At 65.9% G+C, this 14,437-nt stretch carries 17 protein-coding genes; 6 read left to right on the top strand and 11 right to left on the bottom strand.

From position 1 onward, the window contains the following. Positions 1-44: 44 nt before the first annotated feature. On the bottom strand, positions 45-953 hold the full coding sequence (locus tag AC3WL2_RS18230) for an NHL repeat-containing protein (RefSeq protein WP_102683901.1): 909 nt from the start codon (positions 951-953) through the stop codon (positions 45-47). A gap of 235 nt (positions 954-1,188) precedes the next feature. On the opposite strand from AC3WL2_RS18230, the gene AC3WL2_RS18235 reads away from it, so the two are divergent. Then, entirely contained in the window at positions 1,189-2,025 is an 837-nt protein-coding gene (locus AC3WL2_RS18235; protein WP_046855442.1) for a bifunctional allantoicase/(S)-ureidoglycine aminohydrolase, read from the top strand. An 80-nt stretch (positions 2,026-2,105) separates the two neighbouring features. Next, on the top strand, positions 2,106-2,711 hold the full coding sequence (locus AC3WL2_RS18240) for an START domain-containing protein (RefSeq protein WP_102683900.1): 606 nt from the start codon (positions 2,106-2,108) through the stop codon (positions 2,709-2,711). Between the two features lie 3 nt (positions 2,712-2,714). Here AC3WL2_RS18240 and AC3WL2_RS18245 read toward each other — a convergent pair whose 3' ends face one another. From AC3WL2_RS18245 to AC3WL2_RS18260, 4 genes are all read right to left on the bottom strand, one after another. Continuing rightward, complete coding sequence (locus AC3WL2_RS18245; protein WP_046855440.1) at positions 2,715-4,223, bottom strand: MDR family MFS transporter; 1,509 nt, start codon at positions 4,221-4,223, stop codon at positions 2,715-2,717. Further along, the gene (locus AC3WL2_RS18250) at positions 4,213-5,349 is read right to left on the bottom strand and encodes an HlyD family secretion protein (RefSeq protein WP_102683899.1); all 1,137 of its coding nucleotides are present in this window, start codon (positions 5,347-5,349) and stop codon (positions 4,213-4,215) included. The genes AC3WL2_RS18245 and AC3WL2_RS18250 overlap by 11 nt, the downstream gene beginning before the upstream one ends. A 122-nt stretch (positions 5,350-5,471) precedes the next feature. Beyond that, entirely contained in the window at positions 5,472-6,344 is an 873-nt protein-coding gene (locus AC3WL2_RS18255; RefSeq protein ID WP_102683898.1) for an alpha/beta fold hydrolase, read from the bottom strand. Between the two features lie 18 nt (positions 6,345-6,362). Next, positions 6,363-6,983, bottom strand: a complete 621-nt coding sequence (locus AC3WL2_RS18260) for a LysE family translocator (RefSeq protein ID WP_046855437.1) — start codon at positions 6,981-6,983, stop codon at positions 6,363-6,365. A gap of 244 nt (positions 6,984-7,227) precedes the next feature. On the opposite strand from AC3WL2_RS18260, the gene AC3WL2_RS18265 reads away from it, so the two are divergent. Beyond that, positions 7,228-7,707: a GNAT family N-acetyltransferase gene (locus AC3WL2_RS18265; RefSeq protein WP_102683897.1), complete on the top strand. Its 480-nt coding sequence runs from the start codon at positions 7,228-7,230 to the stop codon at positions 7,705-7,707. On the opposite strand, the gene AC3WL2_RS18270 is transcribed toward AC3WL2_RS18265, so the two are convergent. Continuing rightward, positions 7,689-8,129, bottom strand: a complete 441-nt coding sequence (locus tag AC3WL2_RS18270; RefSeq protein WP_102683896.1) for a general secretion pathway protein GspC — start codon at positions 8,127-8,129, stop codon at positions 7,689-7,691. The two genes, AC3WL2_RS18265 and AC3WL2_RS18270, sit on opposite strands and share 19 nt — an antisense overlap. 116 nt (positions 8,130-8,245) lie before the next feature. Here AC3WL2_RS18270 and AC3WL2_RS18275 point away from each other — a divergent pair, with 116 nt between their 5' ends. Both AC3WL2_RS18275 and AC3WL2_RS18280 read left to right on the top strand, forming a co-directional pair. Further along, a complete protein-coding gene (locus AC3WL2_RS18275; protein WP_094012116.1) occupies positions 8,246-8,680 on the top strand; it encodes a GspH/FimT family pseudopilin in 435 nt (144 codons plus the stop codon). Further along, positions 8,677-9,270, top strand: coding sequence for a type II secretion system protein GspJ (locus tag AC3WL2_RS18280; protein ID WP_102683895.1), 594 nt, complete (start codon positions 8,677-8,679; stop codon positions 9,268-9,270). The genes AC3WL2_RS18275 and AC3WL2_RS18280 overlap by 4 nt, the downstream gene beginning before the upstream one ends. On the opposite strand, the gene AC3WL2_RS18285 is transcribed toward AC3WL2_RS18280, so the two are convergent. Genes AC3WL2_RS18285 through AC3WL2_RS18295 form a run of 3 tightly spaced genes read right to left on the bottom strand, consistent with a single transcriptional unit; the run spans position 9,263 to position 11,384 of the window. Continuing rightward, complete coding sequence (locus AC3WL2_RS18285; protein WP_102683894.1) at positions 9,263-10,171, bottom strand: FecR family protein; 909 nt, start codon at positions 10,169-10,171, stop codon at positions 9,263-9,265. The two genes, AC3WL2_RS18280 and AC3WL2_RS18285, sit on opposite strands and share 8 nt — an antisense overlap. Before the next feature lie 29 nt (positions 10,172-10,200). Continuing rightward, complete coding sequence (locus tag AC3WL2_RS18290) at positions 10,201-10,743, bottom strand: RNA polymerase sigma factor (RefSeq protein ID WP_102683893.1); 543 nt, start codon at positions 10,741-10,743, stop codon at positions 10,201-10,203. Next, positions 10,740-11,384 (bottom strand): secretin and TonB N-terminal domain-containing protein, encoded by a 645-nt coding sequence (locus tag AC3WL2_RS18295; protein WP_256582605.1) that lies wholly within the window; start codon positions 11,382-11,384, stop codon positions 10,740-10,742. Before AC3WL2_RS18295 ends, AC3WL2_RS18290 begins: the two co-directional genes overlap by 4 nt. A gap of 303 nt (positions 11,385-11,687) precedes the next feature. Here AC3WL2_RS18295 and AC3WL2_RS18300 point away from each other — a divergent pair, with 303 nt between their 5' ends. After that, positions 11,688-11,993 (top strand): hypothetical protein, encoded by a 306-nt coding sequence (locus tag AC3WL2_RS18300; protein WP_102683892.1) that lies wholly within the window; start codon positions 11,688-11,690, stop codon positions 11,991-11,993. A 36-nt stretch (positions 11,994-12,029) separates the two neighbouring features. Here AC3WL2_RS18300 and cobF read toward each other — a convergent pair whose 3' ends face one another. Together cobF and AC3WL2_RS18310 are read right to left on the bottom strand one after the other, a co-directional pair. After that, complete coding sequence (gene cobF / locus AC3WL2_RS18305; protein ID WP_102683927.1) at positions 12,030-12,779, bottom strand: precorrin-6A synthase (deacetylating); 750 nt, start codon at positions 12,777-12,779, stop codon at positions 12,030-12,032. Between the two features lie 64 nt (positions 12,780-12,843). Continuing rightward, positions 12,844-14,133 (bottom strand): OprD family porin, encoded by a 1,290-nt coding sequence (locus AC3WL2_RS18310; RefSeq protein WP_102683891.1) that lies wholly within the window; start codon positions 14,131-14,133, stop codon positions 12,844-12,846. Between the last annotated feature and the right edge of the window lie 304 nt (positions 14,134-14,437).

Below are 14,437 nucleotides of genomic sequence, written 5' to 3' on the forward strand. Positions count from 1 at the left end.
TTCCGATAGCGCAAAACTATTACAAAAGCTGTAAAAGGTATGACTCAGGCTTCAGGCCCCCGTGGCGACGCTTCGGCCTGCGCAGTCCTGGCGTTGGCCGGTGGCGTCAGGCGCAGCACCCGGTCGCGGCCGCCCTCGGCGAGCAGGTATCCACCCTTGCCATCCGGGACGATGGCCTGCGGCGCCTTCAGGTAGCTGAGAACCGTGTGGCGCGTACCATCACCATCGATACGCAACAGCCGCGCACGATGGGTCGAATCCTCGCTGATCCACAGCCCGCGCTGGTCGCAGAGCAGGAAGGTCGGGTTGCGCAGACCTTCGATCACCACCGGGTCATTCCCGCCTTCGCTCAACGCACGAATCTTGCCGGTGGCCTTTTCGGTATACAGCAGACGCCCGTCGGCGCAACGGGTCAGGCCCTCGGTTTCGGTGAGTCCCGAGCGCAACACGTCGAGCTCGCCGCTCTGCCAGTCATATCGCATCAACCGCCCATCCCCCTTGCGGTCCTCGATGGCGTAAAGATGCAGGCCATCGTTATACAGCCCCTGCACGTTGTTGCCGTCAAACAGCTGACTGACCTGGCCATCGCGCGACACGCTGACCGGTGCCCCGCCGATCTCCTGGCTGAACGCCCAGCCACCGTCGACAGCGACCATGCCGTCCGGCTTGGACAGGCCTTCGAGCACTACCATCCGGTCCCCCTCGGCAGTAATGCGCAGGATGCTGCCCTTGCCGCCGTTCAGCTCGCGACTGACCAGCAGGCTGCCGTCGTCCTGAGGCAGCAGCGAAGCGGCCCGGGTCACCGAGTTGTGCAGCACCTGCACGTTCCAGCCCTCGGCGGCCTGCACCGGGTAGAAGCTCTGCCAGGCGAAAAAGCCCACGCTACAGGCCACCAGGCCCGTGGTGACCGCCAGGGCGAGGCGGACACCGCGTTTGCGTAGCACATGGATCATCAAATCGGCTCCTGGAAAGTGCGGGCGATGCTAGCAAGGTGATGTGAAAAAAATGTCGATGCCACGATTTCCAGGCATTTTCCTACACACATCATTCAGCAAATGGATACCGAGTATTTCAACATTTAATTTGTGGATGACAGCACCCGCCCCCTATGCTGTCCCGGCATCCCCTGCACGCACCGGCCGGTGTGGTCCAAGGCATGGGGAGAGAACAACAAAGTCGAGACCGTTCATGTCGAAATCCTCCTACTTCGCCCCCCACGGTGGGCACCCGGCTCAGACCGAGCTGCTGACTGACCGTGCCATGTTCACCGAAGCCTATGCCGTAATCCCCAAGGGCGTGATGCGTGACATCGTCACCAGCCACCTGCCGTTCTGGGACAAGATGCGCATGTGGGTCATCGCCCGCCCGCTGACCGGTTTCGCCGAGACCTTCTCGCAGTACATCGTCGAAGTCGCTCCCGAAGGCGGCAGCGAGCGCCCTGAACTGGACCCGAACGCCGAAGCGGTGCTGTTCGTGGTCGAAGGCGAGATCGACGTCACCGTCGAAGGCAAGCACCATACCCTCGTGCCGGGCGGCTATGCCTTCCTCGCCCCCGGCGCCGACTGGAGCCTGCGCAACAACAGCAAGGCCAACGTCACCTTCCACTGGCTGCGCAAGCACTACCAGAAGGTCGAGGGTCTGCCGGTTCCCGAGTCGTTCGTCACCCACCGCGACAACGCCACCGTCATCGAGATGCCGGGCACCGATGGCGCCTGGAAGACCACCCGTTTCGTCGACATGGCCGACATGCGCCACGACATGCACGTGAACATCGTGACCTTCCAGCCCGGCGGCGTGATCCCGTTCGCCGAGACCCACGTCATGGAACACGGCCTGTACGTCCTGGAAGGCAAGGCGGTGTACCGCCTGAACCAGGACTGGGTCGAGGTCGAGGCCGGTGACTTCATGTGGCTGCGCGCCTTCTGCCCGCAAGCCTGCTACTCCGGCGGCCCAGGCCCGTTCAGCTACCTGCTGTACAAGGACGTCAACCGTCACGTGCACCTGACGCTCAACCCGCAGCGTTGATGACCTTGCAGGAGCGGCAGCCCGCCGCTCCTGCAGTCTTGAGCCATACTAAGCGGACAATCCTCTCCCGGCTTCCCGCCATGACCTTCCATCGCCTTCTTCTTGTCCTGCTGCTCCTGCTGCCGGGCGCGTTGCCGTGGGCAGACGATTGGCAACTCGCGCACCAGGAAGATGGCATCGACGTCTACCTGGCCAGCGTCAGCGGTTCGGCCTACCAGCAGTTTCGCGGCGTCACCCGGATCAAGGCCAGTGTCCGTACCCTGAGCGACCTGCAGGAAAACCTGCGCGTGGCCTGCAAATGGCTGTACGCCTGCGCCGACATGCGCCTGCTGGAAGTGGACGGCGATACCACCTGGGTCTACCTGACCACCGCCCTGCCCTGGCCAGCCAAGCCCAGAGACATGGTGCTCAAGGTGCGCACCGAGCGCCTGGACGACGACACCTTGATCCGCCATCTGAGCGCCGAGCCTGGGCGGGTACCGACCGAGCCCGGGCTGATCCGCGTGCGCCGCCTCAGCGGCGAATGGACCATGCGTCCCTTGGGCGAGCGCGAGACCGAAGTCACCTACCAGCTGCGTGCCGACCCGGCCGGTGATGTGCCGGGTTGGCTGGCCAACCGTTTCGTGGTGGATGCGCCGATGGTCACCCTGCGCACCCTGCGCGCCGTGGCCGAACGCCAGCCGTAAAGCTCAGCGGCTGCGCAGCAGCAGCGACGCCGCGGCGCAGGCCAGCAGCGCCACGCACGACAGGTAGAACGCATCCGAATAGGCCATCAGGTACGCCTGCTCGCGCACGCTCTGGTCGATCAACGCCAGCGTCTGCATGACCTGTGGCGACTGCGGGTCGACCATGCCGCCCGGCAGGCGCTGTTGCAGCGCGCCGTCGAACAGCGTCAGCCCTTCGCCGACCCGCACCGAATGAAAGCGCTCGCGCTGCGACACCAGTTGCGTCAGCAACGCCGTGCCCAGCGCGCCGCCGAGGTTGCGCAGCATCGAGATCAGCGCCGAGGCCGAGCCGGCCTGGGCCTTGTCCAGGCCTTTCACCGCCAGGACCGACAGCGCCACCATGATCAGCGGCTGGCCGATGCCGCGCACCACGGTCGATGGGATGATCACATTACTGCCCGAGTCCACTGTCAGCGTCGACCCCAGCCAACAGCCCAGGGCCATGATGGCGAAGCCGCTGGCCACCAGCAGCTTGGCGTTGAGCCAGCGCATCAGCCGGGGCAGCAGCGGCGCCAGCAGTAGCTGGACCATGCCGTAGGCGATCAGGCTCTTGCCGATCTCGCTGGCGCTGTAGCCCTGTACCAGCGACAGGTAGTTGGGCACCAGGAACACCAGGCCGAAGGTGGCCGCGCCGAACACCGCCATGGCCAGGCTGGACACGCCGAAGTTGTAGCTGCCCAGCAGCCGCAGGTTGATGAACGGCCGTTCCCCCCACAGCTGGCGCTGGATGAACAGAGCCAGGGCGATCACCGCAACGATGCTGAAAGCGACGATGAAGCGGGATTCGAACCAATCCTTGCGCCCCCCTTCCTCCAGCACCACCTGTAATGCCCCCAGCCCCAGCGCCATGGCCGCGATGCCCAGCCAGTCGGCTCGGCGCAGGGCGCCGCGGTCACCGGCCTGGCCCTTGATCGACCAGGCCACCGCCGCCAGTAGCGCCACCCCCGGCGGCAACTGCAGCAGGAAGATCCAGCGCCAGGAATACATGTCGGTGAGCCAACCACCGATCGACGGGCCGGCGGCCTGGGCCACGCTGTTGGACAGGCTGAACAGCGCCATCCCCAGCGCCAGGCGGCTGGCCGGCAGCTCGGTGATGATCAGTTGCATCGACAGCGGGATCAGCACCGCGCCCGAAGCGCCCTGGATCACCCGCAAGGCGATCATCGCCTCCAGGCTGCCGGCCATCGCGCAGCTCACCGAGCTGACCAGAAACACCGCCGAGCCCACCAGCATCACCCGGCGCAGCGAGAACACCTGCACCAGCCAGGCGGTCAGGGGGATCATGCTGATCTCGGCCACCAGGTAGGCGGTGGAAATCCAGGACCCTTCCTCGAAGCTGGCCCCCAGCGCGCCCTCGATCTCGGGCAAGGCAGCGCTGGTGACATGCACGTTCATGCCAGCCATGAAGCAGCCGAACAAGCCGCCGATAACCGCCACCCAGGCACGCAGGGAGACTTTGTCCTCAGCGCTCATGGCGGGCCTGCCGGGTGTCGACGGTAGCGATCACCGACATGCCGGGCAGCAACCGTGGGCTGTCATCGCCCTCTGGGTCGAGGTGGATACGCACCGGGAAGCGCTGGACGATCTTGGTGAAGTTGCCGGTGGCGTTGTCCGGCGGCAGCAAAGCGAACACGGCGCCGGAGCCTGGCGAGACGCTGTCCACGGTGCCGCGCCAGTGTTGGCCGAAGGTGTCCACTTCCAGCGTCACCGCCTGGCCGGGACGCATGTGCGCCAGCTGGGTTTCCTTGAAGTTGGCGACCACGTACGCCTGCGCCACCGGCACCACAGCCAGCAGCGGCAGGCCGGGGGTGACGTACTGCTGTTGGCGCACCTTGCGCTGGCCGACCACACCATCGAAGGGCGCGCGGATTTCGGTGTCGGCCAGGGCGCTGCGGGCCAGGTCGGCCTCGGCAGCAGCCTGGTCGAGGTCGGCCTGGCGCTGCAGCAACTCGGCCTCCAGCTGCTTGCCCTGCTGCTCCAGCATCGTCTTGCGTGCGTGCTGGCGGGCCAGTTCGGCATCAGCGGCGCGCTGCAGCGCCTGAGACTGGATGCGGGTGGCGCGGGCCTGCTCCATCCGCTGCACACTGACCGCCTGCCATTGCGCCAGGTGCTGGTAACGCTGCCAGTCGGCCTCGGCCCGCTGCGCCTCGCCTCGGCTACCGCCGCGTTCGGCATCGGCGCGGGCGATGGCGTGGGTCTGCTCGTCTTGCTCGGCGACGAAGGCGCGAAGGCGCATGCGCTGTACTTGCAATGCCGCCTCACTCACCGCCAGGTGCGCCTCAGCCTTGCGCAGGCGGTCGCGAAAATCGCGCGCGTCCAGGCGTACCAGCAGGTCGCCGGCCTTGACCGTGGCGTTGTCCGCCACTGCTACCTCGGCCACGTAGCCACTGACCCGGGCACTGATCGGCGCCCAGTCGGCGCGCACGTAGGCGTCGTCGGTCTGTTCCAGGAAACGCCCGTCGAGCCACCAATAGGCGCCATAGGCCGCCACCAGCAACCCCAGGCCCCCGGCCAGGCCGAAGCGCAGCAGGCGCTGGCGGCGCCTGGCGCGGATTTGCTCGAGGGTGTGCTGGGGATCTGGGCTGACCGCCTGGTTCATGCTGGGCTCCATCCGATGGGGGGGAGCGCCAGAGTACGGAATCTGAGATTGTCATTCGCTCGCGAACAGGCTTTTGATCGTCGCAAAATGGACAGCAGATCAACCCTCCGAGCGGACCACTTTCAATGTTGCAAGAATGCCACCACCTGCTCTGTGGCCGTTATCGGATCTTCCTGCATGAAGCAGTGCCCACCCGCTACCTGCTGCGCGCTCACCTGGCCATTGAGCGCCACCAGGCGATGCACCGAGTGCGGCACGAACGGATAGGTCTGCTCACCGTACAGGATCCGCGTCGGCGTCTGGATACGGCTCAGTTGCTGCCACATGCGTTCGGGGAACGAGCTGAAGATCTCCACCTCGCGACTGGGCCGGCACTTGAGCACCACTCCCTCCCCGCAATCGCCGATGGCATGCTCCACATAGGCCTGCAAGGCCGCATCGGTCCAGCCCTTGAAGATACCGCGCCCCTGCAGCGAGGCCTGGGCCGCCTCACGGTCGGGCCAATGACTGCGGCGGGTGGCCGCCTTGCGCGCCAGGGCATGACGCCGATGCAAGCCGACCATGGCGGCGGCCCCCATCACCCCGATCATGCGCCGGCTGAACAGGACCGGATCCAGCAACACCGCACGCTGGAACAGCTGCGGCTCGGCGGCCAGGATCAAGCCGGTGAGCACGCCGCCGAAACTGTGGCCCAAGGCAAAGCGCGGCACGTCGCCGTATTCGCCGCGCCCGGCCTCGAAGGCCTCCACCGCCAGTGCTGCGGTGCGGTTCCAGCCAAGGAACACGCCACCATGGTCGCTGTCGCCATGGCCCTGGACATCGCTCAGCCACAGGTCGAAATGTTCGCCCAGACGCATCAACATGGGCTGGTAGGCCAGGCTGCAGAAGCCATTGCCATGCAGGAAATGCAGCAGCGGCCTGCCACTGGCGGGGGTGCGCCATCCGCGCAGGGTGAAGCCTTCGGCGCATTCATGGGACCAGGGAATCAACTCCATCGACTGCACTCATCGGCTCTAGGAAAACGCCGATTCTACAAACAGCAACGGATACAGTGAAATCACCAGCAGCACGGCCATCAGGACATTGAACAGCACCACCGCGCGCGGATTGCGCAGCAGGTTGCGCAAGGCACTGCCGAACATCACCCAGATGCCGACGCTGGGTAGGTTCACCAAGGCGAACACTGCTGCGATGACGATCACGTTGAACACGTAGCCCTGGGCCGGGGTGTAGGTGGTGATCGCCCCGATCGCCATCACCCAGGCCTTCGGGTTGACCCACTGGAACGCCGCGGCTCCCCAGAATCCGAGCGGTTTGCGGCTGCCATTGGTGTCGCCGGACATCGGCCCTGAGGTGGCAATCTTCCAGGCCAGGTACAACAGGTAGGCCGCGCCCGCGTAGCGCAGGATGCTGTACAACGGTGGCCAGGCCTTGAACACCTCGCCAAGCCCAAGGCCAACCGCCAGCACCATCACCATGAAGCCGACGCTGATGCCCAGCGCGTGGGGAATTGTGCGGCGCACGCCAAAATTGACCCCCGAGGCCAGCAGCATGGTGTTGTTCGGACCGGGGGTAATGGAAGAGACGAAGGCGAACAGGACGAACGCGCTGAGCAGATCGAGCGAGGCAAGCATGGCGGCAGTTTCCGGCTTTTCTGATTATCGAAATGCCACGGTAGCGGAGGCTTGTAGGAAATGACCGGTACAGTTACGCAGAATTGAATGAATACACATTTCTGTTTCACTCAATTGCGTGCCTCCACGCCATCGTCGCAGCAAAGCTGCGGCGAATCTTCCGCCAGACACCTGGCGGTCTTCCCTCATCCTACCTGACACTACTGAAGCCTTCGCACCCTATCCCGCACAAGGAAGCCCCATCATGCCCGTGACCATCCGCCCCGCAGTCCTGGCCGACGCCACCCAGATCCTGGCCTTCATCACCGAGCTGGCCGACTACGAGCGCGCCCGCCACGAAGTGGTGGCGACCCTCGCCGACATCGAGCACAGCCTGTTCGACGCAGGCAGCACAGTGCGTAGCCTGATTTGCGAGCGCGACGGCCAGGCCATCGGGTTCGCCGTGTATTTCTACAGCTACTCCACCTGGCTGGGGCGCAACGGTATCTACCTCGAGGATCTCTACGTCACCCCGCAGCAACGCGGTGACGGCGCGGGGCGCAAGCTGCTGCGGCACATCGCCCGCGAGGCGGTGGAAAACGGCTGTGGGCGCCTGGAGTGGAGCGTGCTGGACTGGAACGAACCGGCCATCGGCTTTTACCAGTCGCTGGGTGCCGAGCCTCAGGACGAGTGGATCCGCTATCGTCTCGACGGCGAGCGCCTGCGTCAGTTCGCCGAGGGCTGAGGCGCCTCGCCCCAGAACGACGCCTGGGCCAGTACCGGCACCTCGACGCGGCTGCGCTGGCCGCCGCGCTCGATCACCAGGCCGCGCCCCTCGATGGCCACCAGGCGCACCCCGCGAGCCAGCTCCTCGCCACTGCGCACGGCGCGTGCCGGGCCACCATCGAGGCTGACGATGGCCACGGCGCCTTGGCTGCCGGCCATCACCCCGCTGACCTGGATCTGCACCTGCAGGGGAATATCGGCAAACCATCGCCCGGCCGGTGTTCCGGCCACTACCGGGGCATCGGCAGCCCGGACCGTGGCCTGACCCGCCGCTGGCGGCCACAACAGTTGCCCCCAGGTCGCCAGCCCGGCCATGGCGACCAGCAGCCCCAGCGCCTGCAACAACAGCCCGAGTGACAAGTCGGGACGAACGATACGCATGGTCACGCGCTCCTTGTGTGCCTGCGCCCAAGCATACCGGGTGATTCTCACGGTTTTGTTTCACACGCCGATCATCTTGCTCGGGCAAGCTGCCTTGCCAGGACAAGGAGCGCCCCGTGAACGGACAACGTGGTTTCACCCTGATCGAACTGATGGTGGTGCTGGTGATCGTCGGCATCGCCAGCGCCGCCATCAGCCTGAACATTCGCCCCGATCCGGGCAAGCAGTTGCGCGCAGACGGCGAGCGCCTGGCGCGCTTGCTGGAGCTGGCGCAAAGCGAAGCCCAGGCTGACGGTCAGCCGCTGCGCTGGCAGAGCGACCGCGACGGCTACCGCTTCGTGCGCGCCGATGGCCAGGTGCTGGCGGAGGGACCACTCAAGCCGCGCCGCTGGCAGGCCGAGACAGTGAAGGTGCAGGCCGAGCCCCGTGGCGCGGTGTGGCTCGATGGCGAGTGGATCGGCGCCCCCCTGACACTGCGCCTGCACAGCGGCACGCTGCGGCTGGAACTGGCGCGCAACGCCGCCGGGCAGGTGCGGGTGAGCCAGCCATGACCCGCCAACGCGGTTTTACCCTGATCGAAGTGATGATCGCCATCCTGCTGATGGCGGTGGTCAGCCTGATCGCCTGGCGTGGCCTGGACAGCGTCAGCCGCGCCGACCAGCACCTGCGCCAGGCCAGCGATGACCATCAGGCGGTGATGCGTGTACTGCAACAGCTGGAGCGCGACCTGGCCTTGCGCGCCACGGTGGAACTGGTCGAGCCGGTGTTGCCCGGCCACGAGCCGCCGGGCAAGCCCTTGCTACCCGCCATGCGCGCCCGCGCCGAGCGCCTGGAGCTGGTGCGCGCCGGTGCCGTGTCTGGCAGCGGCCTGCAGCGGGTGCGCTGGTATGTGCGCGGCAGCACCTTGTACCGCGCCGCCGCGCCACTGCGCGAAGGCTTCCCATTGCCCGCGCCGAAAGCCGCGGTGGCGGTGCTGGACAACGTCAGCGCATTCAGCCTGCGCACCTGGCAGGCCAAGGGCGGCTGGCGCTCCCCGGCCAGCGAGGCCGACGACAACCCCATCGGGCTCGAGGTGCGCCTGAACCGGCGCGGTCCCCAGGGCGAGGAACACTACCGCCAGGTGCTGGGGCCATTCAACTGACCAGCACCACCCCGCCGGGCAGTTCCAGGCAGCGCGCGCCATAGGCGACGCGGATCAGTTCGGCGGCCTGGCGCAACTGATCGAAACTGAACCGCGCCTGCACCCTGCGGCGCCCCAGTGACGGGTTGAGCAGTACCAGGCGCCCGGGGCGGTAGCGGTTGATCTCGTCGATTACCTGAGTCAATGGTGCATCACGGAACACCAGCATGCGCTCGCGCCAGGCCGTCACCTGGCCAATGTCGAAGGCCTCGGGCACGCCGACGCCTTGCGCACCATAACGCAACTGGCGGCCGGCCGGCAGCGCCTCGAGCCGGCCCTGGGCAAAGATGCGCAGCTCGCCACTCAGGCAGGTGACGCATACGCTGTCGTCGTCCTCGCGCACATTGAATCGGGCCTGCTCGGTACTGATCACCCCTTCCTGCGCCCGCACCTGCATGGGCTGGCGGGCCTGCACTTCTATTTCGCCTGCCAGCAGGGCGATACCCTGTGCCTCGCGGCTGACGCGTGTGCGTACATTCAGCTCCAGTTCGATGCCAGGCGCCAGTTCGACCCGCTGCTGCTCATCCACCTGGGTGGCGAACGCCGCAGGCGGCGCCATGGCCTCGTCCAGCCAGCCGCCACGCCAGGCAACCACCGCCAGTGACGCGGCCAGCGCCCCGCCCAACAACGCCCGGCGCCCGAGCAGCGGCGCCGATGGCGCCTGGCTGGCTTGCTGCGCCGCTGGCCCGAGCAAACACCAGAGCTGACGCGCCTGGGCGAACGCCTCGGCGTGCGCGGGGCTGCGCGCGCACCATTGGCGCAGGGCCCGGGCATCGGCCTGGGTGGCCTGGCCGGAGGTCAGCCGCAACAGCCAGCCCTGGGCCTGGCGCTGCAAGTCGGGATCGGGCGGAATCTGGGGCATGGTGCTCACATGAAGAGGTCGACTATCGTTCAAGACGGTTTTCCCGCGCCGGGACCGAAGCGCTGAAACACTTTTCTGTCCAGACGCATCGCGCAATGCCCCAGTGCCGCCTTGAGTTCCTTCTCCACGGTGCGTGTGGAAATGCCGAAGCGCTGGGAGATTTCCTGGTGCGAGGCCTCCTCCAGCCGCGCGGCGATGAAGATCCGCCGACGTCGGGCCGGCAGCTCGTAGAGCGCGCCCAGCAGGCTCTGGATCTCGCGCTGACCGCCGACGATGCGTGCCGGGTCCTGGTCCTCGGCCACCTGCAGCAGCGTTTCGATCTCGGCGCCGGTGAGCAGCCGGGCATCGGCCTCGCGGCGGTCGGCGGCAACGTTCAAGGCCATGCGGTACAGGTAGGCACCAGGCTTGTGCAGGTCGTGCGCGGCGTCCATGCGATCCACGCGCAAGTAGGTTTCCTGCAGCACGTCGTTGGCCAGGTCGTCCGAGCCGAGCCGCCGCCTCAGACGGACCCTGAAGGTGTCGTAGGAGGTCAGAAACAGCTTGACCAGCGCACTGTCCCGAGGTTTGTTCATGCCGCCGCAGCTCCTTGCGAAAGAGGGCAATCCATAGGTTCCGGGCGCAGCAACAGGGTCAGCGGCTGTGCCAGTGAAGTCGGCGGCGCCTGCTCCAGGCGCACCGCCCGCAGCCGCTCGACCAGCGCGGCATCGCGGGCAAAGTCGCCCGTGGAGGCCAGCAGCCGGCTCTGCACCAGCTGCCCGCTGGCATCGATCCAGACCTGCACGGCCGCCCGGTAGCTGCCCGGGCGGGTCGACGACCAAGCGCACAGGGCGCGCTCGACCGCGAGTTGCAATGCCACCGCATAACTGCCCGACGCCGGGCCTTCACTCCGGCCACGCCCGGGCGTTGTTCGCAGGCGCAACGGTTGCAGGGTGAATCCACCGCTGCCGTGGCGCGCCTGCAGACCGGTACCTTGCAACAAGCGCTGCAAACCCTCGCGCGGCGTGTAGCGGCCGCGCAGCGGGCTGGAGCGCTGGCCGGCGAGCAACGCCTGGTCGACCAGCACCGCCAGGCCACTCTGCCGGCCGAAGCTGTCCAGCGCCCGGTCCAGCGCCTGCGCCGGTAGGTCGAAGGTCAGTATTGGCTGGCCACGCGCCCCTGGCGCCGCCACCAGCCAGGCCAGTATCAGCGCGCCGGCTACAAGCAATGCACGCACGGGAGATCAGGCCTCCTTGCTGGCCGCCGTCGCCGGGGGAAACGTCATCCTGGGGCCTGTGTATGACGCTGTGGTGACAGGCCTCGGCAATCAAAGCTTCACCCCGTCCCATGCTGGCAGCGAATAGACTGGCGCAGGGTCTGTATGAAAAGTCTTGAGACGAAGGTCAGGCAAGGCGAAAACAGCCGAGGAAGCGGAGTTTACGGGTTGTAAATGAGCATTCCGAGGCTGTTTTCAACGCAGCATCACCGAGTATCAAGGCTTTTCATACAGACCCTAGGAATGACTGCACGGAGAAGCACCATGATTCGACTGTCGCTGATCACTTTGCCGCTGCTGCTGGCCTGCGCCCTGCCGGCGCTGGCCGAACCGTCCAAGGGCTGCATCGACGTGCAGGTCGGGCAATCGCGGGCACTGGCCTACGATTGTCTGACCCGACAGCTGCAAGGGGCCGATCCGCGCGCCGCCAAGGGCCTGCGCGATCAGCTCGACCCGGTCAGGCAGATGCAGCGCAGGGCACCAAACCAGATGGGCTTGGCGACACCGGCAGCGACCTCGACGCGCATGGGCAACCGCTTTGGCAGTTCGGTGTTGCCACAGCGGCCTTGAAGTGCCTGACAGGCGTTTCGAATCACCTGCCCAGGGTTACTCTTCACGACGCAGCAGATAGGTATCCATGATCCACCCCTTGCGCCGTCGCGCCTCATCGCGCAACTGAAGGATGCGCCCCTTCACCGCCTGCAACGGCCCGCTCACCAGCAGCTCGTCCGGCGTGCCCAGGTAGGCGCCCCAGTAGATCACCAGTTGCGGATCATCCAGGGCGGCGAACGCGCACTGGCCATCGAGCATCACCAGCACATTGTCGATTCGCGTCTGTTCGCCCAGGCGTCGCCCCGGCAGCACGGTCAGCGGCTCGCCGATACGGTTGAGCGGGATCTGGTGACGGGCGGCCAGCGCCTGGATGCTGCTGATGCCGGGAATCACCTGCAAGGCAAGCGTCAGGCCGCGTTCGCGGACCAGGTCGAGAATACGCAGGGTGCTGTCGTACAACGCCGGCTCGCCCCAAAGCAGGAACGCGCCGACATCATCGCTGCCCAGCTCATCCTCGATCAGCCGGGCGTACAATGCGGCGCGCTGGGCGTGCCAGTCCTGCACGGCGCCGACATAATCCGGCGCCTGGCCGTCCCGGCGCGGGTCCTCGACCTGCACCAGGCGGTAACCGCCCTCGGGCAGGTAGCGCTCGAGGATGGCCCGGCGCAGGCGCACCAGTTCGTCCTTGTCGCTGCCCTTGTCGAGCACGAAGAACACCGTGGCGCGCCGCAGCGCCTCCACCGCCTCGTAGGTGACCTGGCGAGGATCGCCCGGTCCGATACCGATCAGTAGAAGCTGTTTCATCGCCTGCCCTGCCTGGTTGCCGGTGGTCATTGTCGACCGACCACCGACCGTTTGGCAAAGCGGGTCAGAAGATCGAGAAGTTGTAGCTGATAATGACCCGGGTTTCGTCCATGTCACGCGCCCACTTCTCGTAGTTGCTGCGGTAGGTGGAGTTGCGCAGGCGCACGCTGACGTCCTTGAAGGTGCCGCTCTGCACCTGGTACTTCAGCTCGCTGTCGCGTTCCCATTCCTTGCCTTCGGCGTTGCTGCCAGGGACCTTCACATTGTCGCCATTGATGTAGCGGGTGAAGAAGGTCAGGCCGGGCACGCCCAGAGCCTTGAAATCGTAGTCGTAGCGCACCTGCCAGGAACGCTCCTGGGCGGCGGCGAAGTCGTTGACCTGGGCATAGTTGACCAGGTAGGGGTTGGTGCCGTCGAGGTACGGCATGGCGCTGTCGCCGTACATGCGCTGCCAGCCGGCGCTGAGCTTGTGCCCACCCAGGCTGTAGCCAAGCATGCCGCTGAAGGCGCGGTGGTCGATGCGCCCGGCACGGGCATTGCCGATGTCGTCGCTCTTGATCACCCGCAGGTCCGCCGACAGCGTGCCGACTTCCAGCGGCTGGCTGGCGACCAGCCCGAGGAAGTGCTGGCGGTAGATGTTTTCCAGCTTGGACACCTGGTACTGCGCGCTGACGCGGTCGTTGAAGCGGTAGTCGACGCCGGCCAGGTCGAAATGATCGGCCTCGATATCGCAGGCATAGCGCTTGTTCTTGCAGTGCACGCGGATGTCCTGGCGGTCGGTGGAGTCCCGCGCGGTGTACTGGTTCAGGCGTGCCAGGGTGAACTTGAGGTCGCGCACTTCCTCGGAGGTCAACCAGGCGCCATGGAACATGGTCGGCAGCAGGCGCCCGTCGTTGTACTTGAGCAGCGGCACGTCCGGCATCATCGAACCGTACTTGAATACCGTGTTGGACACCTTCACCTTGCCGGCGATGCCCATCTTGGCGTACTGGTCGGCGGAATGGCGCGGGTCGTGCCCGGACGACGGCAACAGGCCGCTATTGCTGTCGGCGGGGCTGGAGTCGAGCTTGAAACCAATCATCCCCAGCGCATCCACGCCGAATCCGACCGGTCCCTGGGTATAACCGGACTGAACATTGAGAATAAAGCCCTGCGCCCACTCTTCGCGCTTCGACGCGCCTTGCTTGGAACTGGTGTGGCCGTCACGGAAGTCCCGGTTGAAATAGACATTGCGTGCTTCGACCTTGGCACTGCTGTCTTCAAGAAAACCGGCGGCCTGGGCGTTGACACCGGCACACAGGAAGAACAAGCCGGCAACTCGGCGCCCGGGGGCGAGGGGGAAAGGGGCAAACATGCGAAGGAACATCCAGAAGAAAGACGAAAAACCATCCGGGCAGTCATCTGCACCGGCACTACGCGATGAACGAATACACTTCGACCATCATCCATAATTTTCCGCCAAGGGCTCTAGCCTAAGCCATGGGACCATGGTCTAAGGTGGTTGGCCGGGTCTTTTCGAATAACGCGTAAAAAATCGGCAAAGTTCCCGAGTAATTGATAGAAAGTTTGCTGTTTACCCACTCGCAAGCGACTACTACACTCTCGCTTAGCGAACAGCTTTACCCATCCACGTGGCCGGCGTTCAGTCTGGTTTCATG

The organism is Pseudomonas sp. FW305-96 (assembly GCF_058783825.1).

Bases quoted from the DNA above. Each gene is read 5' to 3' on its own strand.
- AC3WL2_RS18260 (WP_046855437.1), bottom strand. From the start codon at position 6,983: ATGCTTGCCTCGCTCGATCTGCTCAGCGCGTTCGTCCTGTTCGCCTTC.
- AC3WL2_RS18310 (WP_102683891.1), bottom strand. From the start codon at position 14,133: ATGTTTGCCCCTTTCCCCCTCGCCCCCGGGCGCCGAGTTGCCGGCTTG.
- AC3WL2_RS18235 (WP_046855442.1), top strand. From the start codon at position 1,189: ATGTCGAAATCCTCCTACTTCGCCCCCCACGGTGGGCACCCGGCTCAG.
- AC3WL2_RS18280 (WP_102683895.1), top strand. From the start codon at position 8,677: ATGACCCGCCAACGCGGTTTTACCCTGATCGAAGTGATGATCGCCATC.
- AC3WL2_RS18285 (WP_102683894.1), bottom strand. From the start codon at position 10,171: ATGCCCCAGATTCCGCCCGATCCCGACTTGCAGCGCCAGGCCCAGGGC.
- AC3WL2_RS18255 (WP_102683898.1), bottom strand. From the start codon at position 6,344: ATGGAGTTGATTCCCTGGTCCCATGAATGCGCCGAAGGCTTCACCCTG.
- AC3WL2_RS18300 (WP_102683892.1), top strand. From the start codon at position 11,688: ATGATTCGACTGTCGCTGATCACTTTGCCGCTGCTGCTGGCCTGCGCC.
- AC3WL2_RS18230 (WP_102683901.1), bottom strand. From the start codon at position 953: ATGATCCATGTGCTACGCAAACGCGGTGTCCGCCTCGCCCTGGCGGTC.
- AC3WL2_RS18240 (WP_102683900.1), top strand. From the start codon at position 2,106: ATGACCTTCCATCGCCTTCTTCTTGTCCTGCTGCTCCTGCTGCCGGGC.
- AC3WL2_RS18250 (WP_102683899.1), bottom strand. From the start codon at position 5,349: ATGAACCAGGCGGTCAGCCCAGATCCCCAGCACACCCTCGAGCAAATC.
- AC3WL2_RS18270 (WP_102683896.1), bottom strand. From the start codon at position 8,129: ATGCGTATCGTTCGTCCCGACTTGTCACTCGGGCTGTTGTTGCAGGCG.
- AC3WL2_RS18290 (WP_102683893.1), bottom strand. From the start codon at position 10,743: ATGAACAAACCTCGGGACAGTGCGCTGGTCAAGCTGTTTCTGACCTCC.
- AC3WL2_RS18245 (WP_046855440.1), bottom strand. From the start codon at position 4,223: ATGAGCGCTGAGGACAAAGTCTCCCTGCGTGCCTGGGTGGCGGTTATC.
- cobF (WP_102683927.1), bottom strand. From the start codon at position 12,779: ATGAAACAGCTTCTACTGATCGGTATCGGACCGGGCGATCCTCGCCAG.
- AC3WL2_RS18265 (WP_102683897.1), top strand. From the start codon at position 7,228: ATGCCCGTGACCATCCGCCCCGCAGTCCTGGCCGACGCCACCCAGATC.